At 63.7% G+C, this 24,536-nt stretch carries 20 protein-coding genes and 1 riboswitch; of the genes, 8 read left to right on the top strand and 12 right to left on the bottom strand.

Annotated features, from left to right (window positions below):
- Positions 1 to 40: 40 nt before the first annotated feature.
- The 4 genes from tilS to cysS are packed head-to-tail and all read right to left on the bottom strand — an operon-like array spanning position 41 to position 4,087.
- Positions 41 to 1,009, bottom strand: coding sequence for a tRNA lysidine(34) synthetase TilS (gene tilS / locus E5CHR_RS16335; protein WP_162580826.1), 969 nt, complete (start codon positions 1,007 to 1,009; stop codon positions 41 to 43).
- A gap of 32 nt (positions 1,010 to 1,041) precedes the next feature.
- Positions 1,042 to 2,022: an acetyl-CoA carboxylase carboxyltransferase subunit alpha gene (locus E5CHR_RS16340; protein ID WP_162580827.1), complete on the bottom strand. Its 981-nt coding sequence runs from the start codon at positions 2,020 to 2,022 to the stop codon at positions 1,042 to 1,044.
- Positions 2,023 to 2,037: 15 nt separating this feature from the next.
- A complete protein-coding gene (locus E5CHR_RS16345) occupies positions 2,038 to 2,694 on the bottom strand; it encodes a DNA-3-methyladenine glycosylase family protein (protein ID WP_162580828.1) in 657 nt (218 codons plus the stop codon).
- Positions 2,695 to 2,710: 16 nt separating this feature from the next.
- Positions 2,711 to 4,087 (bottom strand): cysteine--tRNA ligase, encoded by a 1,377-nt coding sequence (gene cysS / locus E5CHR_RS16350; RefSeq protein WP_162580829.1) that lies wholly within the window; start codon positions 4,085 to 4,087, stop codon positions 2,711 to 2,713.
- A gap of 195 nt (positions 4,088 to 4,282) precedes the next feature.
- Between cysS and E5CHR_RS16355 the strand changes: the two genes are divergently transcribed.
- From E5CHR_RS16355 to E5CHR_RS16375, 5 genes are all read left to right on the top strand, one after another.
- On the top strand, positions 4,283 to 4,867 hold the full coding sequence (locus E5CHR_RS16355) for a tetratricopeptide repeat protein (RefSeq protein WP_162580830.1): 585 nt from the start codon (positions 4,283 to 4,285) through the stop codon (positions 4,865 to 4,867).
- 67 nt (positions 4,868 to 4,934) lie between these two features.
- Entirely contained in the window at positions 4,935 to 5,510 is a 576-nt protein-coding gene (locus E5CHR_RS16360; protein ID WP_162580831.1) for a peptidylprolyl isomerase, read from the top strand.
- A gap of 22 nt (positions 5,511 to 5,532) precedes the next feature.
- Positions 5,533 to 6,042, top strand: a complete 510-nt coding sequence (locus E5CHR_RS16365) for a peptidylprolyl isomerase (RefSeq protein ID WP_162580832.1) — start codon at positions 5,533 to 5,535, stop codon at positions 6,040 to 6,042.
- A 2-nt stretch (positions 6,043 to 6,044) separates the two neighbouring features.
- Positions 6,045 to 6,806: a UDP-2,3-diacylglucosamine diphosphatase gene (locus tag E5CHR_RS16370; RefSeq protein WP_162580833.1), complete on the top strand. Its 762-nt coding sequence runs from the start codon at positions 6,045 to 6,047 to the stop codon at positions 6,804 to 6,806.
- Positions 6,806 to 7,603, top strand: coding sequence for a zinc-dependent peptidase (locus E5CHR_RS16375; protein WP_162580834.1), 798 nt, complete (start codon positions 6,806 to 6,808; stop codon positions 7,601 to 7,603). Before E5CHR_RS16370 ends, E5CHR_RS16375 begins: the two co-directional genes overlap by 1 nt.
- A gap of 23 nt (positions 7,604 to 7,626) precedes the next feature.
- Here E5CHR_RS16375 and E5CHR_RS16380 read toward each other — a convergent pair whose 3' ends face one another.
- Positions 7,627 to 10,455, bottom strand: a complete 2,829-nt coding sequence (locus E5CHR_RS16380; RefSeq protein WP_162580835.1) for a DUF349 domain-containing protein — start codon at positions 10,453 to 10,455, stop codon at positions 7,627 to 7,629.
- Positions 10,456 to 10,548: 93 nt separating this feature from the next.
- The gene (locus tag E5CHR_RS16385; RefSeq protein ID WP_162580836.1) at positions 10,549 to 14,352 is read right to left on the bottom strand and encodes a DUF748 domain-containing protein; all 3,804 of its coding nucleotides are present in this window, start codon (positions 14,350 to 14,352) and stop codon (positions 10,549 to 10,551) included.
- A 584-nt stretch (positions 14,353 to 14,936) separates the two neighbouring features.
- Between E5CHR_RS16385 and E5CHR_RS16390 the strand changes: the two genes are divergently transcribed.
- From E5CHR_RS16390 to nrdR, 3 genes are all read left to right on the top strand, one after another.
- On the top strand, positions 14,937 to 15,776 hold the full coding sequence (locus E5CHR_RS16390) for a lytic transglycosylase domain-containing protein (RefSeq protein ID WP_162580837.1): 840 nt from the start codon (positions 14,937 to 14,939) through the stop codon (positions 15,774 to 15,776).
- 38 nt (positions 15,777 to 15,814) lie between these two features.
- Positions 15,815 to 15,943, top strand: a riboswitch (ZMP/ZTP riboswitch).
- A gap of 41 nt (positions 15,944 to 15,984) precedes the next feature.
- Positions 15,985 to 17,229 carry a serine hydroxymethyltransferase gene (glyA, locus tag E5CHR_RS16395; RefSeq protein ID WP_162580838.1) on the top strand — a complete coding sequence of 415 codons (1,245 nt, stop codon included), beginning with the start codon at positions 15,985 to 15,987 and terminating at the stop codon, positions 17,227 to 17,229.
- Positions 17,230 to 17,250: 21 nt separating this feature from the next.
- Entirely contained in the window at positions 17,251 to 17,694 is a 444-nt protein-coding gene (nrdR, locus tag E5CHR_RS16400; protein WP_106558758.1) for a transcriptional regulator NrdR, read from the top strand.
- Here nrdR and E5CHR_RS16405 read toward each other — a convergent pair whose 3' ends face one another.
- The 6 genes from E5CHR_RS16405 to E5CHR_RS16430 are packed head-to-tail and all read right to left on the bottom strand — an operon-like array spanning position 17,695 to position 24,301.
- The gene (locus E5CHR_RS16405; RefSeq protein ID WP_162580839.1) at positions 17,695 to 18,162 is read right to left on the bottom strand and encodes a type IV pilin protein; all 468 of its coding nucleotides are present in this window, start codon (positions 18,160 to 18,162) and stop codon (positions 17,695 to 17,697) included.
- Between the two features lie 7 nt (positions 18,163 to 18,169).
- Positions 18,170 to 21,622, bottom strand: a complete 3,453-nt coding sequence (locus tag E5CHR_RS16410) for a pilus assembly protein (RefSeq protein ID WP_162580840.1) — start codon at positions 21,620 to 21,622, stop codon at positions 18,170 to 18,172.
- Positions 21,623 to 21,649: 27 nt separating this feature from the next.
- Positions 21,650 to 22,210, bottom strand: a complete 561-nt coding sequence (locus E5CHR_RS16415; RefSeq protein ID WP_162580841.1) for a pilus assembly PilX family protein — start codon at positions 22,208 to 22,210, stop codon at positions 21,650 to 21,652.
- Positions 22,207 to 23,172 (bottom strand): PilW family protein, encoded by a 966-nt coding sequence (locus E5CHR_RS16420; RefSeq protein WP_162580842.1) that lies wholly within the window; start codon positions 23,170 to 23,172, stop codon positions 22,207 to 22,209. Before E5CHR_RS16420 ends, E5CHR_RS16415 begins: the two co-directional genes overlap by 4 nt.
- Positions 23,169 to 23,744 carry a type IV pilus modification protein PilV gene (pilV, locus tag E5CHR_RS16425; RefSeq protein WP_332061256.1) on the bottom strand — a complete coding sequence of 192 codons (576 nt, stop codon included), beginning with the start codon at positions 23,742 to 23,744 and terminating at the stop codon, positions 23,169 to 23,171. The genes E5CHR_RS16420 and pilV overlap by 4 nt, the downstream gene beginning before the upstream one ends.
- On the bottom strand, positions 23,735 to 24,301 hold the full coding sequence (locus E5CHR_RS16430; RefSeq protein WP_162580844.1) for a GspH/FimT family pseudopilin: 567 nt from the start codon (positions 24,299 to 24,301) through the stop codon (positions 23,735 to 23,737). Before E5CHR_RS16430 ends, pilV begins: the two co-directional genes overlap by 10 nt.
- Positions 24,302 to 24,536: the final 235 nt, after the last annotated feature.

Raw genomic sequence — 24,536 nt, forward strand, 5'->3', positions numbered from 1 at the left:
CGGCGTCCGTGGCCCCGTCGCATGCCTGGGTTGTCCAATTTCAGCGCAAGGCTGCGGGCTGCGAAGGAGGCCGGGCATTGTACCAACGCAGGAACTCACCCTCTCGCTGGACGTAACCGTCCGCAACCTTGAGGCGGATGCGGTGGCCGCGGGTGCTGCAGGCCTCGATCTGGTCGAGCAGTTGTTCGAGCTGGGCCTCGCTGGGCACGGCGTCATGCTCGCGCCTGAGCCAATGGCGAAGAACATTGGCGAGCCGCTCGCGCGGCAAGGTGCGCAAGGCGGCAAGGGCCGGCGGCGCTCCTGCTGTGGCGAGGTCAGCCGCGGCGATCTCGGCCAGCAGACGCGAGGCCCTGGCGGCGTTGCGGGCGGAGCGCGCAAAGGTCTCGCGGAACTGCGGCAGCGTCGTGGCAAGCGCCGGCAGCAGCTGCAGCCGGATCCGGTTGCGCGTGTAGCGCAGGTCTGCATTGCTGGGGTCTTCGATGTGTGCAGTGCCGCTGCCGGTGATCCATTCGCGTAGTCCGACCGCCTGCACCTCCAGCAATGGCCGATGGAAATTCACGCCATGCCGCTGCATCCGGCGCGGCATGCCGGCCAGTCCGTCGAGGCCAGCGCCGCGGCCGAGCGCGATGAGCATGGTCTCGACCTGATCGTCAGCATGCTGCGCCAGCGCGACATCCCCAAGGCCGTGGGCCCGCGCAAGCGCGGCCAGCGTGACATAGCGCGCCCGCCGCGCCGCATCTTCAGGGCTTTCGCCAGGCGCGTGCCGAGCGTCGACGCGCCCCACGCGCAGGGGCACGTCCAAGGCCTTGCAGGTCGAGAGGCAATGCGCCTCGAAGTCGTCAGCCGCCGCCTGCAGGCCGTGATGCACGTGCAAAGCCTCCACCTGGCCCGGCCAGAGGCCAGCGGCTGCGTGCAGCAAGGCGGTGGAATCGGCACCGCCGCTGTAGGCGATGGCCAGCGGCAACGGGGCCGCCCATGACGCCAGGGCAAGCGCGGCGGGATTTTCCATGGGTCGTGCCCCGCCCTCGCGCCGGCCGCGGACTACTTGGCGCTGTCGGCTTTGGTATCGGTGAAGCGCCCGTAGCTCTGCAGGCGCTCATAGCGACGATCGAGCAGTTCCTTCGGCCGCAGATCGGCGACCTGGCGGAAAGCATCGTTGAGCGCGCGCTTGAGGAACGCGGCCATCTGCCGGTGGTCGCGATGCGCGCCGCCGACCGGCTCGTTGACGATCTTGTCGACCAGCCCGAGCGCTTTGAGCCGATGCGCGGTGATGCCCAGCGCGTCAGCCGCTTCCTGGGCCTTGTCGCTGGTCTTCCAGAGAATGGAGGCGCAGCCTTCGGGACTGATCACCGAGTAGACCGAGTACTGAAGCATCAGCACCTGGTCGCCGACCGAGATGGCCAGCGCCCCGCCCGAGCCGCCCTCGCCGATGATGGTGACGATCACAGGCACCTCGAGCTGCGCCATCTCGAAGATGTTGCGGCCGATGGCTTCCGATTGGCCGCGCTCCTCGGCATCGATGCCCGGGTAAGCACCCGGGGTGTCGACGAAGGTGAAGACCGGCAGCTTGAACTTCTCGGCCGTCTTCATGAGCCGCAGTGCCTTGCGATAGCCCTCGGGCTTGCTCATGCCGAAGTTGCGGGCGGTGCGCTCCTTGGTGTCGCGGCCCTTCTGGTGGCCCAGCACCATGCAGGGGGTGCCATTGAAGCGCGCGAGGCCACCGACGATCGAGAGGTCGTCCGCAAAATGGCGGTCGCCGTGGAGCTCGACGAAGTCGGTGAAGATCTCGTGGACATAGTCCAGCGTATAGGGGCGCTCGGGATGCCGGGCGATCTTGGTGATCTGCCAGGGCGTCAGTTCGCTGTAGATTTCCTTGGTGAGCTGGAGGCTCTTCTTGCTGAGCTGGTCGATCTCTTCGGAAATATCGACAGCCGATTCGGTCTGCACATAGCGCAGCTCTTCGATCTTGGATTCGAGCTCGGCGACGGGCTGCTCGAAGTCGAGAAAGGTTCGTTTCGCCAACGTCTTCTCCTCTTGTCAGTATGCGACCACCGGGAGGGGGTCGAGCGATCGCCAAATATACCAAGTCGCGACACTGCAATAAGGGGCCCAGGCGACCGCCACCTCGCGCGCATCGCTGCGACTGACCGGATCGCCCGAAAAATAGCTGCGGCTGATGCCGGTGATCAGGCCAGCGTCGTCCAGCGGAAGCACGTTGGGCCGCATCAGGTGGAAGATCAGGAACATCTCGGCGGTCCACCGGCCGATGCCGCGGATCGCGACCAGCTCCGCAATGATCATCTCGTCGGACATGTCTGCCCAGGCATCGACATGCACGGTGCCCGAGTCGAAGTGCAACGCCAGGTCGACCAGGTACTCGACCTTGCGCGCCGACAGGCCAGCCGCGCGCATGTCGTCGACCTTGAGCTTGAGCACGTTCGCAGGCGTCATCTTGCGCGGGAGCCTGGCAAAGCGGTCCCAAACCGACTGGGCGGCCTTCACCGAGATCTGCTGACCCACGATGCTGCGCGCCAGCGTTGTGAAGGCATCGCCGTGCGACTCCAGGCAGGCGTCGCCGAATTGCGGGATCAGCCGCTTCATGACGCGGTCCTTCCTCGCCAGGTGCTTGCAGGCCTCTTCCCAGTAAGGGGGGGTATGGACTTCGATGATGGGAGACTTCTTGGCGGCAGGCATTGCGGTTCTCATGCCCTCACTTGGCGGTGGTCCAGGTGGTGCCCGTCGGCGAATCCTTCAGCACGATGCCCTGCGCCAGCAGCTCGCCACGGATGCGATCGGCCTCGGCGAAGTCCTTCGCAGCCTTGGCCTCGGCGCGGCGCGCGATCAGGGCCTGGATCGATGCATCGTCGAGCGCGCTGCCGGCCTGCAGGAAGGCCTCGGGGTCGCCCTGCAGCAGACCGAGGCAGGCGCCCAGCGCCTTCAGCATGCCGGCGGCATGCGCCGATTTCGTCCGGTTCACTTCGCCGGCCAGTTCGAAGAGCACGGCCACTGCCTCCGGCGTGCCGAAGTCCTCGTCCATTGCCGCCTTGAAGCGCGCCGCATGGGGGTCGGCCCAGTCGACCGCGATCTCGGCGGGCGCCACCAGGTGCAGCGCCGTGTAGAGCCGCTTGAGCGAGGCCCGCGCATCATCCAGGTGGACATTGCTGTAGTTGAGAGGACTGCGGTAGTGCGCGCGCACGACGAAGAAGCGGATCGTCTCGGCATCGAATTGCTTCAGCACGTCGCGAATGAGGAAGAAGTTGCCCAGGCTCTTGGACATCTTCTCGTCGTCGATATTGATGAAGCCGTTGTGCATCCAGGTGCGGGCCAGCGGCTTGCCGGTCGCGCCTTCGCTCTGTGCAATCTCGTTCTCGTGATGCGGAAACTGCAGGTCCATGCCGCCGCCGTGGATGTCGACGGTCTCGCCAAGCAACTGGCAGGCCATGGCCGAGCATTCGATGTGCCACCCGGGGCGGCCCGGGCCGAACTGGCTGGCCCACTTGACCTCCTCGGGCTCCGCCGGCTTGGCACTCTTCCACAGCACCGGGTCGAGCGGGTCTTCCTTGCCGTCCAGCACCGCCACGCGCTCGCCGGCATGCAACTCGTCCAGCGACTTTCCGCTGAGCTTGCCGTAGCCGGGGAACTTGCGCACGGCGTAGTTGACGTCGCCGTTGGTCGAGCGGTAGGCGAGGCCCTTCTGCTCCAGCGTCGCGATGAGCGACAGCATCTGCGGCACGTACTCGGTCGCGCGCGGCTCGTGCGTGGGCCGCTCGATGCCCAGGGCGTCCGCGTCCTCGTGCAGCGCCTGGATCATGCGGTCGGTGAGCGCGCGGATGCTCTCGCCATTCTCGACCGCGCGCCGGATGATCTTGTCGTCGATGTCAGTGATGTTGCGCACGTAATCGACGACAAGCCCCGAAGCCTTGAGCCAGCGTTGCACCACGTCGAAGGCCACCATCGAGCGCGCGTGTCCGAGATGGCAGTAGTCGTACACCGTCATTCCGCACACATACATGCGCACCCGACCGGGTTGCAGAGGAGAAAAATCCTCCAGTTCACGCGACAGCGTGTTGTAGATGCGAAGGCTCATGAGACAGGGGAATGCCAAGATTCGCCCGCGCAAAATGGCGAGCGACAGAGAATTTTTTCAGGGGTGAGGATGCTATGGCAACGAGGGGATGAACGGAGCCCCTCGGCTACAATCCCGCGTCAGTATAAACGGCCGGTTCCGTTATTTTCCCGGGTGTTTTCGAGGCCCGCGTTCCCCCTCCTTCTCTCGAGGCTCATGAAGCACGCCGCTGCCCCCTCCTCTTTTTTCATCCCGCGTTTGCTGTCGGTTCTTCTGCTCGTCTTTGCCGCCGCTGCGGCACACGCCGACGACTATCTCGACGTCAACACCCTGCTGCGCCAGGGCAAGGCTGCCGAGGCTTTGGCCAAGGCCGATGCCTACATCGCCGGCAAGCCGCGCGACCCGCAGATGCGCTTCCTGCGCGGCGTGATCCTCACCGAACAAGGCAAGCAGGCCGAGGCCGTTACAGCCTTCACCCAGCTCACCCAGGACTTTCCCGAACTGCCTGAGCCCTACAACAATCTGGCGGCGCTCTACGCGAGCCAGAGCCAGTTCGACAAGGCCCGCGCGGCGCTGGAGATGGCGATCAAGCTCAATCCGAACTACGCCACCGCGCACGAGAACCTGGGTGACGTCTACGCGCGGCTCGCCGGCCAGTCCTATGGACGTGCACAGCAGCTCGAGGCGGGCAACGCCAGCATCCCGCCGAAGCTCGCACTCATCCGCCAGCTGTTCAGCACGCCGGGTACCGGTTCGCTGCCGGCCGCTGCGGCCGAAGCCCGCAAGCCGGTGCGCCGCTAGAACGTAGCCTGTCCGCGGCACTGCCCCGGGGTTCGTCGTCTCTTTCAGCCCGTTCTACTTCTTCACCATGCACATCCTTTCCCGTCGCGCGGCACTGGTCCTCGTCTCGACAATGAGCCTGGCAGGCGCCGGCTGGGCGCAACAGACTGCGCCGCGCGTCAAGCTCGCCACCTCTGCTGGTGACATCGTGGTCGAGCTCGCACCCGACAAGGCGCCTAAAACGGTCGAGAACTTCCTGCAGTACGTGCGGGACAAGCACTACGACGGCACGGTGTTCCACCGCGTGATCGACGGGTTCATGATCCAGGGCGGCGGCTTCACGCCCGAGCTGAAGCAGAAGCCCACACGCGCGCCGGTCCCGCTGGAGGCGAGCAACGGCTTGAAGAACGACAAGTACACGATCGCGATGGCGCGCACCGCCAACCCCAACTCGGCGACCTCGCAGTTCTTCATCAACGTGAACGACAACGCGATGCTCAACGCACCCAATCCCGACGGCCACGGCTACACCGTGTTCGGCAAGGTCGTCGCGGGCACCGAGGTGGTCGACAAAATCCGCGCCGTGCGCACGGGCAACAAGAGCGGCATGCAAGACGTGCCGCTCGAAAGCGTCACCATTCAATCCGCCACCGTGGCGAACTAAAGCCAATCAACAAGGAGCCCTCATGAGCAACCCCCAAGTCGAACTGCACATCAAGGACCAAGGCGTCATCACGCTCGAACTCGACCAGGACAAGGCGCCGAAGACGGTCGAGAATTTCCTCGCCTACGTCACCAAGGGCCACTACGACAACACGGTGTTCCACCGCGTCATCCCTGGCTTCATGGTGCAAGGCGGCGGCTTCGAACCGGGCATGTCGCAGAAGCCGACGGGCGCCGAGGTCCAGAACGAGGCCAACAACGGCCTGAAGAACGACAACTACACGGTCGCCATGGCCCGCACCAGCGCGCCGCATTCGGCCACGGCCCAGTTCTTCATCAATGTGGCCGACAACGGTTTCTTGAACCACACCGCGCCCTCCGCCCAAGGCTGGGGCTATGCCGTGTTCGGGAAGGTGGTCGGTGGCAAGGAAGTGGTCGACAAGATCAAGGCGGTGAAGACCGGGCGCAAGGGCTTCCACGATGACGTGCCGCTGGAAGACGTGGTCATCGAGAAGGCTGTCATCAAAGGCTGAGGATGACCGCCTTCGCCGAGCTCGTGGCTCCTGCGGCGTGGCGCACGGTCGATCTGATCTCCGACCTCCACCTGCAGTCCTCGGACACGGCGACCTTCGAGGCGTGGCGCGGTTATCTGCAGACCACACCGGCGGATGCCATCTTCATCCTGGGCGATCTGTTCGAGGTCTGGGTCGGCGACGACGCGGCCACCGAGCCCGGCTTCGAGGCGCAATGCGCGCAGGTGCTGCGCGAAGCCGCCACGCGCCGGCCGTTGTTCTTCATGCATGGCAACCGCGACTTCCTGGTCGGTCCCGCCTTTGCCGAGCAATGCGGCATGCGGTTGGTCGACGATCCAACGGTGCTGGCCTTGCACGACAGACGCTGGCTCCTGAGCCATGGCGATCTTCTCTGTCTCGAAGACACCGAGTACCTGCGCTTCCGTGCTGAAGTGCGCGCTCCTGCCTGGCGCAGTGCGTTCCTTGCGCGGCCGCTGGCGCAGCGCCGCGCCCTTGCGCGTTCGATGCGCGCGCAGAGCGAGGACCGCAAGCGCACCCCCGGCGTGGTCTGGGCCGATGTCGATGCCGATGCCGCGCGCACGTGGTTGCAGCAAGCTGGCGCGACGACGTTGATTCACGGGCACACGCACTGGCCCGCAACGCATGAGCTTGGCGACGGCCTGGAGCGCATCGTGCTGAGCGACTGGGACTTGAAGGCACATCCGGCGCGTGCGCAGTTGCTGTGCCTGTCGAGCGCGGGCGCGCAACGCGTCGACTTGCGCTGATGTTCAGCTGGCTGCGCGGGCTGCGCGCCCCGCCCCCGATTCCCGATGCGGCCTGGCGGGCCACGCTGCTGCGCTACCTTTTTCTGGCCGACCGCTCCGGTCGCGATATAGAGCGCCTGCGCCGCCTCGCCGCTGAGTTCCTGCGCGACAAGGAATTTCACGGCGCCCATGGCTTCGTCATCACCGACGAGGTCGCGCTCGCGGTAGCGGCGCAAGCCGTGCTGCCGGTGTTGCACTTGCCGGCCGGCCTGCGCTGGTATGACGACTTCGTGGGCATCGTGATCCACCCTTCCGAGGCCGTGGCGCGGCGCAAGACGGTCGACGAGACCGGCGTTGTCCACGAATACGACGAAATCGTGGCCGGCGAAGCGATGGACCGCGGCCCGGTGATGCTCAGCTGGCAGGACGTACTGGCGGGCAGCGTCACGCAGGACGCGGGCTACAACGTGGTGATCCACGAATTCGCCCACAAGATCGACATGAAGAGCGGTGAAGCCGATGGCTGCCCGCCGCTCCCCTCGGGCTTTGCGGGCACGTCGACCGCGCGCGACGCGCGAGGTGCCTGGTTCGCGGTGCTGCAGCCGGCCTACGAGGACTTTCGCGAGAGAACCATCGTCGCCGAGCGCTTTGGCGGCCCGGCGCCGTGGCTCGACGCTTACGGCGCCACATCGCCGGGCGAATTCTTTGCCGTGGCCTGCGAGGCCTACTTCGTGAACCGCGCCAAGCTGGCTTCCGAATTCGCCGGCCTGGTCACCCTGTTCGACGAATTCTTCAAACGCCCATCCTCGGCAGCCTAGGCACCGGGCGCAGGCTCCTACCCTTACTTGCGCAGGAGCGCCTTGAGCGCGTTCTGCAGGCGCCGCGCCGAGGCGGCGTCGTGCGCGGCGGCGAGCACTGTGCCTGCATCCTGGCCCCAGGTCTGCGCCGGTGCGGGATCGCCGCGGCGCGTCAGCAGCTTCAGCTGCAGGGCGCGACGCGCTTCGAGTTGCTCGGCCGGCGTCGGCACCTCGGCCGCCATTTCCAGCCGCAACAGCGCCTCGGCGACGGCATCGGGTTTTGCCGAGGGACTGGAGGCCAGGGCCTGCGACCACTGCCCGCGGACCGCAGGCGAGACGACGCGGCCCAGCTCCTGCACGCTGGGCAGCTTCGTCGCATCGCGCTGCTCCCATGCGCCCAGCACCTGCGTCAGCGCCTCACCGTGGGCCTGGGCGGCAAGCTTGCGCAAGGCTTGGTCGGCGCGCTCCAGCGCTTCACGTTGAGCACGGAAAGCGGCGTCACCGAGTCGGGGGCCACGCTCCTCGCGCTGCGGACGATCGCCGAAGCGGCCGGCGCCGGGACCCCGGTCGCCGGCACGCGGCGGTCGATCGTTGCCGCGGCCGGGAGGGCCGCTGCGGCCGTCGCGGCGATCGCCGCCGAAACGGCTGTTGCCGCGTCCCCCCGGCAGCGCTTCGGCCTTCTTGTTGCCGGGCCGGTCATCGCCACGCACGGCAATCACGGGCTTGGGTGCGGGCTTCGGGGGCGCCACGGGCGTTGGTGCGGCCTCTGACTCGGCGTTGCCGGCGTCGGCGCGCGCCGACGCATCGGCACCATCGGCCGGCGCCACCAAGTCGGGCGTCGACGTTGAGCCTTCTTCGGCGCCCGATGGGGGCGAAGCCTCGGCGTCGGCTCCCGCGGGGGCCTGCTGGGCGCTCTCGCCGAACTCGGCAGCCGCCTGGGCCGGTGCTACCACCCCGGTCGCGCCCACGGAAGGGCCGTCCGTGGCGGCTGGCTTGTCAGCGACTGCGGCCTTGGGTGCCGGCGGTGCCTCGCCGCGCAAGGCGGCCTCGAGCTGGGCCACCGCAGCACGGATCTTCTGGGCATCCCCCGTGGCGTTCGCGGCCTCCACCGCCTTCGAGGCGTCGAGCACATAACGGTCATGCTCGCTCATCGCCGCCGCCGCCTTCTCACGTTCAGCGCTCTTCCGATTGAAGGCCTCGTCGATCGGTGCCCGGAACGCGTCCCAGAGCTTCTGTTCCTGCCGGCGGTCGAGCGGCACGCCCTGCGCCTCGGCCTGCCAACGCTGCTGCAGCGCCTTGACGGCATCGATACGCAACATGGGCGCAGCGCCAAGTTCGGCGGCCTCGGCAATCATGCCCTGGCGACGCTCAATGCTGGCCTTCTGTGCCGCTTCGAAAGGTGCTCTTGCGGCGCCGAATGCAGCGTTCCACTGGGGCTGGAGCTCGGCGAACACCTTTTCGCCCACGTGGCCTGCATCGCGCCAGCGATCAGCAAACTGGTGCAGCGCCCGGTTGCAGGCCTTGAGGTCGGTGCTGCCGACCTGCGCCTCGGCCCAGGCTTTCACCTCTTCGATCAAGGCCAGGCGCTGGGCACGGTGCTCGGCCGCATCGGCCCGCACCTTGTCGAGCCAGGCCTCGACGACCTTGTGGGCTTCATTGCATGCTTCATCGAAGCGTTTCCACAGCGCATGGTTTGGCACGCCGCCCTGGTCAGCCTGCTTCCATTGTTCGCGAAGGCTACGCAGCGTCTCCTGCATCTTGCGCCCGCCCAGGGCCTGGCCTTCGGGGCGCTTGAGCAGTGCCTCGGCCTTGGCCACGAGATCCTCACGCACCTTGTCGGCGCTCCAGCGCTGCCACCCTTCGAGCTCGCCGGCCGCCACCAGGGCTGCATGGACGCGCGCCTCGAGAGCCGCGTCGACCATCTTGCCGTGCTCCTTGAGCACGGCGCGCAACGCTGCGGCGGCGCCGGCACTGGCCTTGCCGTGGCCTTCGGCGGTTTCCTGCTCTAGCTTGGCCAGCGCGGCCTCCACAGCCGCCTGGGCTGCGGCGCGCTTCTCGGGATCGACCTTCGGCGACGGCGGCTTTTGCTGGGCGGGCTGCACCTCGGGCGCACCGCCGCGCGCAATGCGCAGCTCGTCGGCCCACACCGGCACGGGCGGCAGGGGCGCCGCGGCGTCCTCGGCGGCGGCCACGGTCTGGGCCAGCGCTTGGTGGAACGCGTCGGACACCACCAGCAGCTGGGCCTTGGACGATTCCAGCTGCGGCGCGAACTTTGCGTCCAGGCTGTTCCAGTTGGGATCGGCAGCGATCTCGTCGGCCTGCTGCTGCCAATGCGCCACGTCTGCGCGCAGCGATTCTTCGGCAGCCTGGGCGTCGCGCCAGCTCTTGGTCGACAGCACCTCGAAGCGCTGGGCCAGCAACACAGCCGCTTCACGGTGCACCTGGGCACGGTGCTGGAGGTCCTCGATCCCCTTCACGCGCTCGGCAAGCCGGGCCTTGAAGCTCGCCAACGGCTCGCGCGACAAGGGGGCGCCCGCCTTGGCAGCATCGCGCTGCCAAGCCAGCGCATCGGCGATGTTGAGCTTGGGCTGGGCCAAGAGCACTTCCGCCTTCTGCGCCCATTCGGCGGCAATGGCTTCCTGGCCGCGAACCCGCTTGAGCTCGTCGAGCTTCTCTCGCAGGAGGCGCGCGGCGCCCTTGTCGCGGCCGCTGAGTTCCTTGAAAACCTCCTGCATCTGCTCGGACGCCGGATTGCCCGCCAGCCAGTCGCGGATGCGCTGCGCACGCTCCCCCGAGGTCGGTGCAGTGAAGGCGCCGCCCGTCATCGTGTCGAGGGACTGGAGGTCGTGGGGCTTGGTCGATGTTGAGGTCACGCGCGAATAAAACCTGATCTGTAGAAAGAAAAGCGAAGGCGCCGGCATTTGCCGGCGCACGCCGCTATTTTCGCCGACTTGCGGCGCGTAGGGTCAGCGGGTGGCCAGATTCAGTTCGGCCCCGGGTTTCCAGTCGGCATCGCCGGCACGGGTGCGCACCGCGCCGAGGAACAGCCGCTCGCTCGGCAGCTTCTGGGCCAGCAGGTAGTCGCGTACAGCGGCGCCGCGCTCGACGGCGAGCTGCCGTATGGCCTCTTCGTCGACCGGAATACTCGCCATCAGCAGATCTTCCATCTCCTTGGTCGGGACGTCCTTGGCCAGGCCGATCACATTGCGGGGCTTGGTCTTGAGGTCGGCACGGTTGTAGACAGCGGCCAGCAGCTCCGGGTACTCCGCATCGGTAACCGGCGCGACATCGGCCGCATTCTGGTTGCCACGCACTGCAGCGCGGCGCTTCTCGGCCTGGGCGAGCTGGCGCACACGCTGGCGCTGATAGGCCTCGCGCTCCTGCTCGAGGCTGGCGGTGCCCACCACCGTCATGCGCAGTGCAGGCCGGTCGGCCAGCGCCTTGGCGACCTTGTCCAGGCTCTGCTTCGCCTCGGCCGACAGCACCGCGCTGCCGGGCGCGAAGGCGATGGTGCTCGAATCCCCGCCGCCGCCGCCGAGACCACCCGTCAGCAGCGCGAAGGGTGCCGTCGCGGCCTTGACGATCAGGTTCACCACTGCCTTCAGGATCAGGGGACCGAGGCTGAACTGCGGATCGTTGAGCGATCCGCTGATCGGGAAGTCGATGTCGATGACGCCGTTGCGGTCGGCCAGCAGGGCAACGGCGAGCCGCACCGGCAGGCTGTTGGGGGCACCCTGCACCTCGTCACCGAATTGCAGCTGGTTCAACACCAGCTTGTTGGTGGCGGTGAGCTGGCCATCGGGGGCAATCTTGTAGTTCACGTCCATGCTGAGCTTGCCGCGCTCGATGCCGTGTCCCGCGTAGCGCACCGAATAAGGCGACAGCGGCGGCAGGTCGAGCTCGCGCATCTTCGCCGTGATGTCGAGCTCCAGGGGCTTGGCCAGCGGATTGAGCTTGCCGGTGATCTCCAGCGAGGCCGTCTGCTGGGCCTTGCCGCGCAGCTCGAGGTCTGCCAGGGCCGGCCGTTCGCCCTGCGGCTTGGACGAGAAGGCACTGAGCTTGCCGGTGAGCTCGCTGAGGTCGGCCGAGTAGTTGGGCTTGACGAACAAATCGCTGAAATCGATCCGCCCGTTCACCAGGCTCATCGGACCGAAGTTGATGACCGGCGCGGGTCCGCTGCTGTCGGATTCCGGGGCTTTCGCTGCCGCTGCCGGGATCGCCGCAGCCGGCGCCGTCGGACCCCCGCCGACCATCGCTTCCGCGGAAACGGGGGCCCCTGCGGAAGGAGCCGCGGGCTTCCTGGCGATGGTGGTCGTCGCGGTGCCTCCCAGGCTGCGCCGCGTAGTGGCCACGGCGCCCGGCTCCGGCGCCTGAGCCGGCTGCCCAGGCTTCCTGGTCAAATCCTGCAGGTTGAGCCTGCCGGTCGGGTCGATGATCACTCGCGCGAAGAAGTCGGTGAGCGCGGTTTCGCGCACGTCCACCGTCAGTGGCGCCTTGGGAACCAGAGTGACCTGCAGCCCGCGCAGACTCAGAGTTTTCCAGCTCAGCAGCTGGTTGCTGCGATTCCCGAGCCCGGGCGACTGCGTCAACGTCGCGCTGTTGGCGCGGAAATCGTCCAGCGTCGTGTCACCGGCCAGCTTCACGCTCATGCCCGCAGGCGCCGCGGTGTACTTGACCGTGCCGCGGTAGCTCGCAAAGGCCCGGCGGATGTCGATATTGAGTGCGTCCGCGTAGTACGCCTTGAAGGCATGCGCCGGGACGGAGGCCACTTCCAGCCGCCCCTCGGCCGCCACCGGCGCGAGCACGACCGTGCCCTTGTAATCGAATCGTCCGGGCTCGGCGCGGCCGGCGGCGATGCGCCCGGACAGCTGCAACGGCGAGGCGGTAGCGGTGTTGGGCGCGATCTTCTGGGCGTCGAGCTTCAGGGCGCTGATCTCGAAAGCGACCGGCGTCGCGCCGGCCTTGTCCGAATAGGACAGCGCACCGTTGTCGACCGCCACGGTGCCGATCGACAGCTCCCAAGGCCTGGCGGCGGCGCCGGCTGCCTTCGCATCCTTGGGGTTGACGATCTTGGTGCTCGCATCGGCGGGCTGGCTGCCGTTGGATGGCGCCTTGAGCCAGCGTTCGAACATCCAGCGCTTCTCCTTGTCGCGCTCGACCTGGACCTTGGGGCTGCTGGCGCTGAACGAGGCGATGTTCAGCGTGTGCTTTGTCATGTCGACTTCTGCATCGGCCAGTTCGAAGCGTCCCGCGCTGGCCAGCGTGGTCTTGGCCTGGGTCAAGGCCAGCCCGTCGAGGGCGACGCGGCCGGCCTTGAACTTGAGCTCGGCCGGAGTCCAGGCGACGTCGATCTTGCCGCTCAGTTTTCCGTCGAGCGTCGGCTCCAGGCTCTGCGCGAGATACGGCGCAGCCAGCCAAAGCGGCAAGGCTTCGACCTCGGCCTGCACCTTCGCAGCCTTGTCGGTCGCCTCGCCGCCGAACTTGAGGGCTGCGCCCCCCACTGCCGTGGAGCCATTGAAGACAGCTGGCTTTTCCATGGGCCAGGCGATGCCGCTGGCGTCGAACTGAAGCTGCTTCATGTCGATCGCCGCCGCTGGCTGGACGGTCTGGTCGCGCCAGCCGACTTCGCCACCAGACAGCGCCAGCTTGTCGACCTGCACGCGCCAGCCCGGCGCTGGCGCTGATGGCTTGGCGCCCGCCTCTGAGTTCGGCGGGGCGCCGGTCGCAGGCGCCTGACCCGGTGCTCCGGCGGCCTCGCCGGCAGGCAGCAGGTTGAGCCGCCCAGCCGCGTCGCGCGCCACCACCAATTGCGGCGCGGCGAGTGCGACATCGCTCAGGTGCACCACCCGCTCCAAAGGCCGCACATCGGCCAGCGCCAGCTTGAGGGAGTCGAAGCGAAGCAGGTCGCGCGCCTTGGAATCCGCCAGTTGGACGGCATGCGCCGCTACGGTCCCGGTGATCTTCAGGCCGGTGGTGGTTGTCTGCGCAAAATCGATCTTCAGGTCCGCATCCAGCTTGCCTGCCTGCAGCGCGACCGGCAGCCCGCCGGGGATATAGCCCAGGTAAGGGGCCAGGTCCAGGTCCTTGAAGTTGATCTGCGCATCGGTCTTGCGGTCGTCCGCGAATGGCGTGCTCGAGGCGGCCGAATCGAAGGCGCTGCCGTTGAGCACGAAGGCCAGCTTGGGCTCGGTCTTGATCTCGCGCTGGGAAGGCAGGTTGCTCAGGAGCGGCACCTTGAGCACGAAGTCGCGCAGCTCATGCTTGCGCTTGACCGCCTGATCATCGAAATCGACCGACCCGTTGGTGATGGCGATGTTGTAGACCGAGAAGCGCGGCGGTTCGCCCTTGGGCGCCTCTGGGGCGCTGGCCAGCCGGGCCAGGATGTCATCGATGTCGTACTTGCCGTCCGCCTGGTGCGTCAGCAGCACGGCGGGAGCATCGATGGTGAGGGCGTCGATCACCGGGGCGAGGCGCAAGATCGACTGCAGCTCGGCATCGGCATAGATGCGGCTGACCGCGAGTTGCGATCGGCTGCCGTCGGCCGTTGCGATGCGCAGCTCGTCGAGCGCAAGCTCGAGCGTCCACGGTTTGAAGTCGATCTTGCCTACCGTTACTTGGCGGCCCAGCTTTTCGCTGGCGATCTTCTCGATCTGGCTCTTGGCGATTGGCGGCACGGCCAACCAGGCAACGAGCCAAAACACGAGCAGCACCAGCAAAGCCAGCACCGCACGCCTCACCCACTTGTTTTGTTTCAGCGAAGCAGCATTCATCGGACGGCGAGTGTGCCCCAAACCGACAAAGCCTCCCACAAAGAAGAAAGCCCGGAGACCTGACTGAAGTCTGGCCTCCGGGCTCGATGGCGGGCGCCACGCCCATGCCATCTTTTCGCTCGATCGGAAGTTGGATGTTCCGATCATGCCGGCAGCAAGAGATTGCCACCATCAGACCTCGGCCACCGAACCGTTCGAGAAATTCTCTCCCGGTTACCGGCCTTGGTTAACCGCCTGATGACTCAGGCCATCAAAGCGTATGCGGGCTGTCGCCAGAATGCAAATGAGCTTTTCAATGGACGAGCGTCGGGCGATTTCGCAGTTCCAATGCAAAGAACTATCATAAAAGATTGTTTCCTTATTCTTGACCGGATATTAAGCGACTTCTAAAATTCGCGCTGCTGAAGCCGCACCTTTGCGGCCGGATCTTGTCCTACACCCGCTGCCGAATACTTTCGGCTTAATCAGGCAGCCGCGACTCAACCTCTCGCGCGGCACCTGACTCATACCAATCCACAAGCGCCGTCTTCGACCAATGCCTTTTGGGCTTTGCGACTCGGGGCCCGCACAAAGGAGGAAGAGCGATGAAACAGGCGTTTGATGCCACGGCCCGCGGGCTGCGGACTTTCATGTCCGACGTGGCCGAAGGCTTTTTCGAAGTGAGCCACAACGGCTTTGCCCTGCTCGGCTTGGCCATCGTCTTCGGCGTGCTGGCGCTTGCCGCACGTCCGGATCTGCGCCAGTCCGGCGAAGAGCAGCTGATGGGCTGGCTCCAGTCGCGCAAGCCGCCGCCCGAGGTCTCGGACCTGGAGCCCACGGCCATTGACCGCACGACGGCGGCCAGCCCGAGTGAGCTGCCAAAGCCGCAGGCCGCTGTTGCCTACTGGCTGAGCAAGAAGTACCGCGTGGCGGTCGAGCCGTTGAGCGTGCTGGTGTCCGAGGCGTTCGAAATCGGCAAGCGGACCAAGCTCGATCCCACGTTGATCCTGGCGATCATGGCCGTCGAGTCCAGCTTCAATCCCTTTGCCCAAAGCCATGTCGGTGCCCAGGGCCTGATGCAGGTGATGACCCAGATACACGGCGAGAAGTACGAAAGCGCCGGCGGCACCCTGACCGCCTTCGACCCTGTCACCAACATGCGCGTCGGCGTAAAGGTGCTGCAGGAGTGCATCGCGCGGGCAGGTTCGCTCGAAGGCGGCCTCAAGTACTACGTGGGTGCAGCCAACCTGCCGGACGACGGCGGCTATGCCGGCAAGGTCATGGCCGAGCATGCGCGACTGCAGCTCGTGGTCGCCGGACGCGCGCCTTCCACCATCGCCACTCCGACACCGCCCGGCATGCGTACGCAGCCCCTGCCGGTCGTGGCACCGGCGAAGCCGGAGGGCACCAGCCCGCAGAAGGTCGCGCTCGCGTCGGATCTTTAGGCTTTTTTGCGGCGGCGCATGAAGCCGTCGGCTACACTCGCACCGCACGCGACTGGCGATAGGCGCCGCACCTCTTCGGGTGCCATGCGCTGACGTGGATGACCACTGGGAAGCGTGCCGCCTGCGGCGCCGAGCAGGCGTTTCCGCCGTTCGCCTGGGCAGCCCTTGTTTGTTTGAAGAACAAGGACCATCCGTCTTAAGGACTGCCATGTACAACCGTCAAAACCTGGTCGAACAGACCGATCCCGAAATCTGGGCCGCCATCCAGGCGGAGCACGCCCGCCAAGAACAGCACATCGAGCTGATCGCAAGCGAGAACTACGCTTCCCCGGCCGTCATGGCCGCGCAAGGCTCCCAGCTCACCAACAAATACGCCGAGGGATACCCTGGCAAGCGCTACTACGGCGGCTGCGAGCATGTCGACGTGGCCGAGCAACTGGCTATCGACCGCGTCAAGCAGTTGTTCCGCGCCGATGCAGCCAACGTGCAGGCCCATTGCGGCGCCTCGGCGAACGAGGCTGTGATGCTGGCCTTCCTCAAGCCTGGCGACACCATCATGGGCATGAGCCTGGCCGAAGGCGGTCATCTGACCCATGGCATGCCCCTCAACATGAGCGGCAAGTGGTTCAACGTCGTGAGCTACGGGCTCAACGACAAGGAAGAAATTGATTACGACGCGATGGAACGCAAGGCGCACGATGCCATGCCCAAGCTCATCATCGCCGGCGCCTCTGCGTATTCGCTGCGCATCGACTTCGAGCGCTTCGCCAAGGTGGCGAAGGACGTCGGGGCCATCTTCATGGTCGACATCGCCCACTACGCAGGCCTGGTCGCGGCCGGCGTGTACCCCAACCCCGTGCCGCACGCGGACGTGGTGACCTCCACCACCCACAAGAGCCTGCGCGGCCCGCGCGGCGGCATCATCCTGATGAAGTCGCAGCACGAGAAGGCCATCAACAGCGCGATCTTCCCTGGCCTGCAGGGCGGCCCGCTGATGCACGTGATTGCAGCCAAGGCAGTGGCCTTCAAGGAAGCGCTGTCGCCGGAATTCAAAACCTACCAGCAACAGGTCGTGAAGAACGCGCAGATCGTCGCCGAGACGCTGAGCGCGCGGGGCCTGCGCATCGTCAGCGGCCGCACGGAAAGCCACGTGATGCTGGTCGACCTGCGCGCAAAGGGCATCACCGGCAAGGAAGCCGAGGCCGTGCTGGGCAGTGCCCACATGACGATCAACAAGAACGCCATCCCCAACGACCCTGAGAAGCCGATGGTGACCAGCGGCGTGCGCATCGGCACGCCCGCCATGACCACGCGCGGCTTCAAGGACGAGGAGGCGCGAGCCACCGCCAACTTGATTGCCGACGTGCTGGACAACCCGCGCGACGCCGCCACCATCGAAGCGGTGCGCGCCAAGGTGCACGCGCTGACCAGCCGCTTCCCGGTCTACCGCTGATCACAAGCACATGGCGTCCGGATGAAGTGCCCTTTCTGCGGTCATCTCGAAACGCAGGTCGTCGAGACCCGCGTGTCGGAGGATGCCGACTTCGTGCGGCGCCGCCGGCAGTGCGGCACCTGCGAAAAGCGCTTCACCACCTACGAACGACCGGACGTCAACTTCCCGGTGGTGGTCAAGAAGGACGGCAGCCGCGCCGACTTCGACGCCAAGAAGGTCCGCGCCTCGATGATGCTGGCGCTGCGCAAGCGCCCAGTGAGCATCGAGCAGATCGACCACGCGCTGCTGCGCATCGAGCAGAAGCTGCTGTCCAGCGGATTGCGGGAAATCGAATCCACCAAGGTGGGCGAGCTCGTGATGCGCGAACTCAAGCGCATGGACAAGGTGGCTTACGTGCGCTTTGCCTCGGTGTATCGCAGCTTCGAAGACGTGGACGAGTTCAGGCAGTTGCTGCGGGATATCTGATTAACGCCAGCAATCGCTGGGTGTCAGGCCAGCTTGTTGGTCGGCAACACTCCGGAGTCCTGTGCTGTCGAGTCGCAGCTTTCCGCAGCGGTCACCCATCATTGACCCGGTTGGCACCGCCTCGAGATTGAAAGCGCTGGCGGTATGAGTGACGAACTGAATCGTATACGTTGCCGCCGCCCCCCCTCGCGGCACCGACGTCAATGCATCCGGAAGCGTCATGTCTGGATTTGTGCTGTCGTTGAGGACCTTCAGGAAACTGTCGTTCTGCGAATAAAAGCGCTGCATGTATTGCGCCACTTCCATGAGCTGCGCGCGCGCCTCGGCGCGCTTCGACTTGCGTACGGACTCGAGATAGCTTGGATAGGCGATCGCCGCCAGGATGGCGACGATCGCGACCACGATCATCACCTCGATAAGGGTAAAGCCCCTGTGGCGCCGGGGCGCTTGGTCAATGCTTGTGATCATTCTTTACTCAGTACGCAGGGGGCGTGATGATCTGACGCCATTGCCGCCTGATGGGTGTTCCTCCGAGGTTGGCCTGCTTGCTATCCGACGTACCGCCTCCTGCTCCCGAACCTTCAAGTCGAACCCGTGAAGTCCCAGGGATGTACACAACCGGGCGCCGTCCGATCGATGAAAAGTGCGCGACGGCGGCAGTTGCGTTGTCCGTGGATGTGAAAAGGCCGTCACTATTGGTGTCGAAGGTGGGCCCATCCCGGCCCGGCGCACCCGTGAAGGGGTCGAGTACAAAGGTATAGCCTTGGGGCTGTGTGGCAGTACAACCGGAGGCAACGCCGCCAGGCACCATGGTGTCGAAAATCACTCGACCCGATTCGAGCTGCGGCGCATAGATAAGGCGCTGACCGCTGGCAATCGTCATTCTGATCATCCAACCGCGTTTTCTGGCTGTGGCTCCGCTACCGTAGTCCACCCCGTTGTTGCTGATCGAGAAGTAGTCTCCCGTTCTATTGTCGATCGTCAGCGATTGAATCGTCTGCGTCACGAGGTCAGTAGGCTTCACGTCGCCGCCCGATAACGGCTTGTCCCAGACGCCGTAGAGACTTTTCTCGCTCGTGCTGGACGCGTCATCGCGCTCGAACAGCTTGCCTGTTCCCGCAAGCACCATCACGCCGCCAAGCGGATGAGGCATTACCGCCGGAGACGCGGTGAAAGACTCGGGCTGACCCGCGCTGTTCGTTGCAGAGAAAAGCGGCAATCCGGAGAAGGCTACCGTCCATTCAGAAGGAGTAGCGGATGACAGATCGAACTTCCACATATGGCCGGCGAGATCGCCGGCATAGGCAGCCACGATGCGCTTGTTGCTATCGCGCACAAGCTTCACTCCCCCAAGGCCGTTGGACATATCCGATCCGGCATTCAGCACTGCCACACGTGCTCCGGTGCGCGCATTGATCACGTACAGCTTCGCCCGCCCACTCGCGCTGTCATAGCCGTTGCCAGTGATGATGACCCAGGTGCCGTCCTGCATGACGCCTGTCTCCGGCGCCTGCAGCACATTGCCCAATTCGCTGTAGTCTGGATTGTCACTGTTGACTTCCCACAGGATGTCGGCAGCGCCAGGAGCCGATTTCAGGGCAGAGAGTGCTTCGGGGTCGCCACTCGTCAAAATAACCGGCACTGGCACATTGATCGCGAAGAGGCTTTTCGCCCCGGCACCTGTGCTGCCCACAACCACGTTTCGCCATTTGGCATCAATCGAGTCGTAAATGTCAGCCTCCGTCGATGGGCCGTCGACAAAGTATTGATGGTCATAAGCAGGATTTGCCAAATTCTTGAGTCGCCCCAGTACGCTGCGTGGGATGTAGGCAAAGCCTTCTACCCCGGAATTTGCATCGAACGCATGCAGCATTCCATCATTAGCTCCTACGAAGAGTTGGGGCATTCGAAATTTCTTGGTTTTCAAATACGCTAAATAACTGCTCCGCCCCGGCGCCGTTGACGGCAGAAAATCATATTGACTGTCAACAAGATCTTTCACCAAGATGGGAGTAGAATTGACAATATCACCCAACAACGAGATTCTCTTGCGGTAACTGACCGCCTCTCCGGACTGATCGCCGCGTATGTAATTGACAAGCCTGCCTGGATCGCTGGTAGCCAGCAAAGCCCGTGTTTCGTTATTCATCGCTGAGTCGAAAGCAACGCCAACGGAATTCGAGCTGAGTGTGTAGATATTTCGATGCTCATGAGCTGGTAAGACTTGCGAAGCAGACCATAGCTTGCTGCCATCCGCTAGTTTTTGAGCTTCAACTTCACCTATCCAGTCACCAGGCTTGTAGCTGGGAATGTACTTCACTGAATCGTCAGCAGAATAGCTTCGTCCTGAGACAGCAGTACCGGCTTCCCGGCCGCCACCGCCTACAATTGTTTCGACCATCGACTTCAGCGCGGCAGTGTATTCAGATACGCTGCTGGCGAGGGCGGACCTTCCTCGGCTGTTGACGGCCGCGTGCCAAAGGTCGTCCGCTCTTTCTGGAGATCCGGAGACCTGGGTCGAGCCCCAGCTTGTATTCCCCGCGGCCAAGCCTTGCCAATCATCTGGACGAAGTTTTCCCGCAATTCCCAAGCCAATCGTGTAGGTCACCAAGTGCTGCCAGAAGGCAGGATCCGACTCGCTCGGCGGCACATCATTCTTTAAATTGTCACGCAAATCCCGGTTCCAATAATACATTGCAACGTCGGCAAGATTAGGAGGACCAGTGCCGGCATACGGCGCAGCGGGCCTGTATTGAAATGATGGCCTTGTCTTGTCAAAAGGGGCAATTCTAGGCCCATTCAGACTATCGACATCCTGGATCAAGGCCGGCGTGGTGGCCTCCTCATTGCTCCACATGCCATCTGTCATGAGGACATGAAACGAACGTCGACAACTTTGACTTGCGTCCGGCAACTGCCCTGCTATTGAAGGATCTGCGGCCCAGGGTGCATCGGATTTTTCAAAATACCGCCCTACGTTATCTAAGGCACTACGAAGAGGGGTTCCAGACATTGGTAATGCGGTTAACAGTTTTTTGTAAAATGCTTCACGATTCTCTCCTGCGAATGGCCGCACGCCCATCAAGATAGTTTTTGTATTAACACCATCAATAAATTGAGGCGTAAGACTGTTGATAGTCCCATATCCGACACGAAACCCTGAAGGTACAGAGCCGAATGCTTCGGCTGTTCCGCCCTTGGCGACCTTTAATCGATTACGCGCATAAGTAAACCAATTCGAGAAGTTTTGAGCCTCTTCCTCATAAGTACAACTACTGCCTGCGCAATCTGTGCGATTGGCAAACTTCGGATAAACGGCAGGATTTTCGGGCGAAATGATGATTTGTGTAAAATCTTCTTTAACATCTCCCTTTTTATCCTTACCAAGCTGATAATATTGCGCAGCCCAGATAGTTTCATCAGCTAATACTTGCACCGCAAGTCGATCGTCGCCTGCCCATTTGCTGTTGATTGTTTGCCAATGGACAAGATTCATCGCTCGAGAGGGATTGTTTGGATCGATCGGAGCCGCAGAAGCGGGATACTCCGGATAGCGCAATCCATTCGCTTTCAACCATGGCAGGTAACGCACTTGCGGGTTGTAATAAATTGGATTGATGGCCGACGAGCGCAAGCGTCGAGCAACAAGAGTGTTGGTGTTGTAAGTCAGGGGGATCGCCACCGTGGTGGAAGTGGCAACTTCATTCCATGGGGTGACGTTGACCGAATTAGCGCGCCAGCCGATGCAAAGTGGATCCGGCACACACTCCCATACCATCGAGCTTGAATCATCCAATGTGAACATCAAGTTCGGCATGACGGACCCAGTTGTTCCTGTTAAAGGCACCTGAGAGACGACCGCCCCCGCTCCGCCACTCACAACTAGGCAGAACCCAAATGCTGCCCAATACTTGCCCCAGATAGTCATTCTGCTTTCTCCTCTTTGTTTCTTAGATCAGCGCGGACGCGTGATCGTCGATTGCAACCACACCTCGCTGCCCGTCTCGGGCGTCCCAGCGGCCGTAGTTCGATAGTCCGGGCTGTATCCAACAGCAGTGATCAGGAATCCTTCGAGGTCCTGCCCATCGTTAGGCAGCCGCAAGCTCTCCGCCATGCAGCGCGGCAACGCTTCTGTCGGCAATTGCCTCGCAGTGCTATCCGCCGAGTTGGCGACGGTGAAACGTATCGCGATGGCCTTGCCCGCCGAGAGTGCCCAGTTGGATCGTGTTTTCCATTGCACAGGTGCGCTTCCGTCCAGCGGAACTGGAGCGACAACCGGTGCGCTCGCAGTGCCTTTGATGACTTGGTCTTCGCAATACCGCAGCGCGGTTTCAGCGGCCTCGAAGGCGACCGTCTGTGTTCGCATTCCCTTGGAAATCTGTTCTCCGGAAGTCGCCCGCCGGATAGCGACGGTTGCGACCAACGAAACAAGGATCAGCAGAATCAGCGCCATGACGAGCACGATGCCGTTTTGCGGGCCTGCGCCGTGTGTGCGCAATGCGGTGCGTGTGCTCATGGTGCCATTCCGGCAATGCCGCCCCGATTGCGCAGTGCAATGGTCTGGACATAGCTGCGCCGGCTGAATCCATCACTGGAAGATGTTGGATTGCCATCGCAATCGACGTAGCTGGTTCCGGCGTCCGCAGGGCTCGCCGATGCGCCGCGCATGAGCAGGCACAGCCTGACGGTGACGACACGGGACCAATTCTGGTCAGCGCTTGCGCCGAGTGCATCGACGTCGGCCGCGCTGTCGAGGTACTGCACGACGTCGCTGCTGGTGCCATTCGCAGCGACGCCGAAGCGCAAGCGCATGTCTGCCACGTTTTGGACCATAGGTTGGGATCTGGCAAACGCGTTGCCATTGCCAATGCACGACAGATCAGACGTCCCACTCGATCCATTGGCACCGACCGTGAACCGCGACTCCACCAACGGATAGAGGGCGCCTTCGGCATCAGTGCTGAGTTCAGCAGCATCGTCGCCAACCGCTTGGCCGAGGCAGTCGAGATTGGCGGGAACCAAGAACCGAAAATCGTCGGCGGTTCCAGCAGGATCTGCACCTTCGAATCGCACAGCGAAAGCCGCCGCCCCGGTCGAGCCTGTTGCGCAGGCAAGAGCATTGAAGGCGACGGTCGAACTCGTGAAGCCATGATCACAGGCGCGTATACCTGCGCCGATGAATTTCCGATCCGGCAGCGAGACGCTTACGCCGTCAACCGTGGCGGCACCGGGCACTACACCCTTGCGAGGGATGCTGAATCCAGCCATGCGCAGTTGCGAGCTCATGAGGGAGAAGGCGATGGCGGCGTCTTCGTTCATTCGGGAAACGGCGGTGGTCTGCCGGCTGCTGGCGCCGGTGGCGAGGTAGACGGCGATCAATGCTCCAAGAATGACGATGCCGATGGTGATGGCGATCATGAGTTCGAGCAGCGTGCGCCCCTTCATACGCCACGCGCGATGACGATGGCGAGGATTCATAGACTGATCCGGTAATACATACAGCGGGGCTTTGGAGCGTCATCGGCAATCCCTGCCAATGCCGCCGCGGGGCAATCGGTTGAGGCATCTGCGACGGAGAGCTCTTTTGATGCTTTGGGGTCGATCCAGAGGATCCAGATGTCGGTGGCCAAGGCATTGGCCGGATCGAGCTTCACGTGAGCATCGCCGCCCGGAAGGCGCTTTTGCAGTTCGCCGACCCACTGGGCCATGTCAAGGGCCGCGAGTTCCGCAGAGGTACAGGCTGAAGGGGTCGCGCAGGTTGGAAGTTCTACGGCCGTCGTCGAATAGGCGTTGGCCCTGACATACAGGCCTTTGCTGAAGCCATTGATGTTGCCGCGCATCCGCTCGCCCAGATCCGTTGCCATCAACGTGCCGATCGACTGGAACTGAGCCATCTTCACGTACCGCTGCGCTGCCGCTGCCAATCCGCCCAGACCCAGCAGGCCAAAAGAAAGGATGAGGATGGCAACCATCACTTCGAGCAGCGAACTTCCACGGTGTCTTGTCCTGCTCATACGAAACGCTTGGTAGAAGAAAGAAGTTACCCGCATGCACTGTCCACGTATGTACGTCCGCCAAGACTCACGCAGACCACTTTTGAAAGAGCGGGCGTTTTGGAAGGGGATGTGAAAGTGAAGCGGGGAGTGATGGAGGACAGCGTGCCCATGGGCGTGAACACCAGAGCGCCTGCACGGGCGCGGTCGATTTCGCCGTTTTTTGTGAAGCTGCCTTGCACCCGCAGTACGGAGTCGTTCGTCCCAAGTGCCCCGTCGCCGGTATAGTCGACGAAAACGATCCAGCCGGCCGCCCATGCAGTACCAGTCTCGCAGGCCGGAATTCCCGTTGTGGCGGCATTACTGGGGCAAAGAGCAACCGGTACTCCGCGCTTGATCGCCTCGGCACGTGCAAATGCAATGCTGCCCATCAGGCTGTCAACGCTGTCGGACACACTGTTGCTTTCAATGAGGTTGCGCATCGAAGGCGCCGCTAGCGCGACAAGAATGGCGGAGATGGCGATCACGACCATGGCCTCGACCATGGTGAAGCCGCCCTCCCTGCGGCGGCACAAGCCTGGCGCTGACTTAGCAGAACAGAAAAATCGCTTCATGACGAGCTGGAACTCCTACCGATGGGAAACATGAACTTTTTAACGAGATGCACGAGATATTTAAACCGCGCCAGTCATCCGCTCAATGGCGCAGACTGACCGCTCATCAATACAATCTCGCAAAATGTTCCTTCCTTAAGGAGCATTCGAGATATTTGCGAAAGAAAAGCATGAACCCCCGGTGGCTAGGCATGGCCGAAACCTCGGAGTTGCTGCTGGTTATCTGACTTTCTGA

The sequence above is a fragment of the Variovorax sp. PBS-H4 genome (assembly GCF_901827205.1).
Classification (GTDB): Bacteria; Pseudomonadota; Gammaproteobacteria; order Burkholderiales; family Burkholderiaceae_C; genus Variovorax.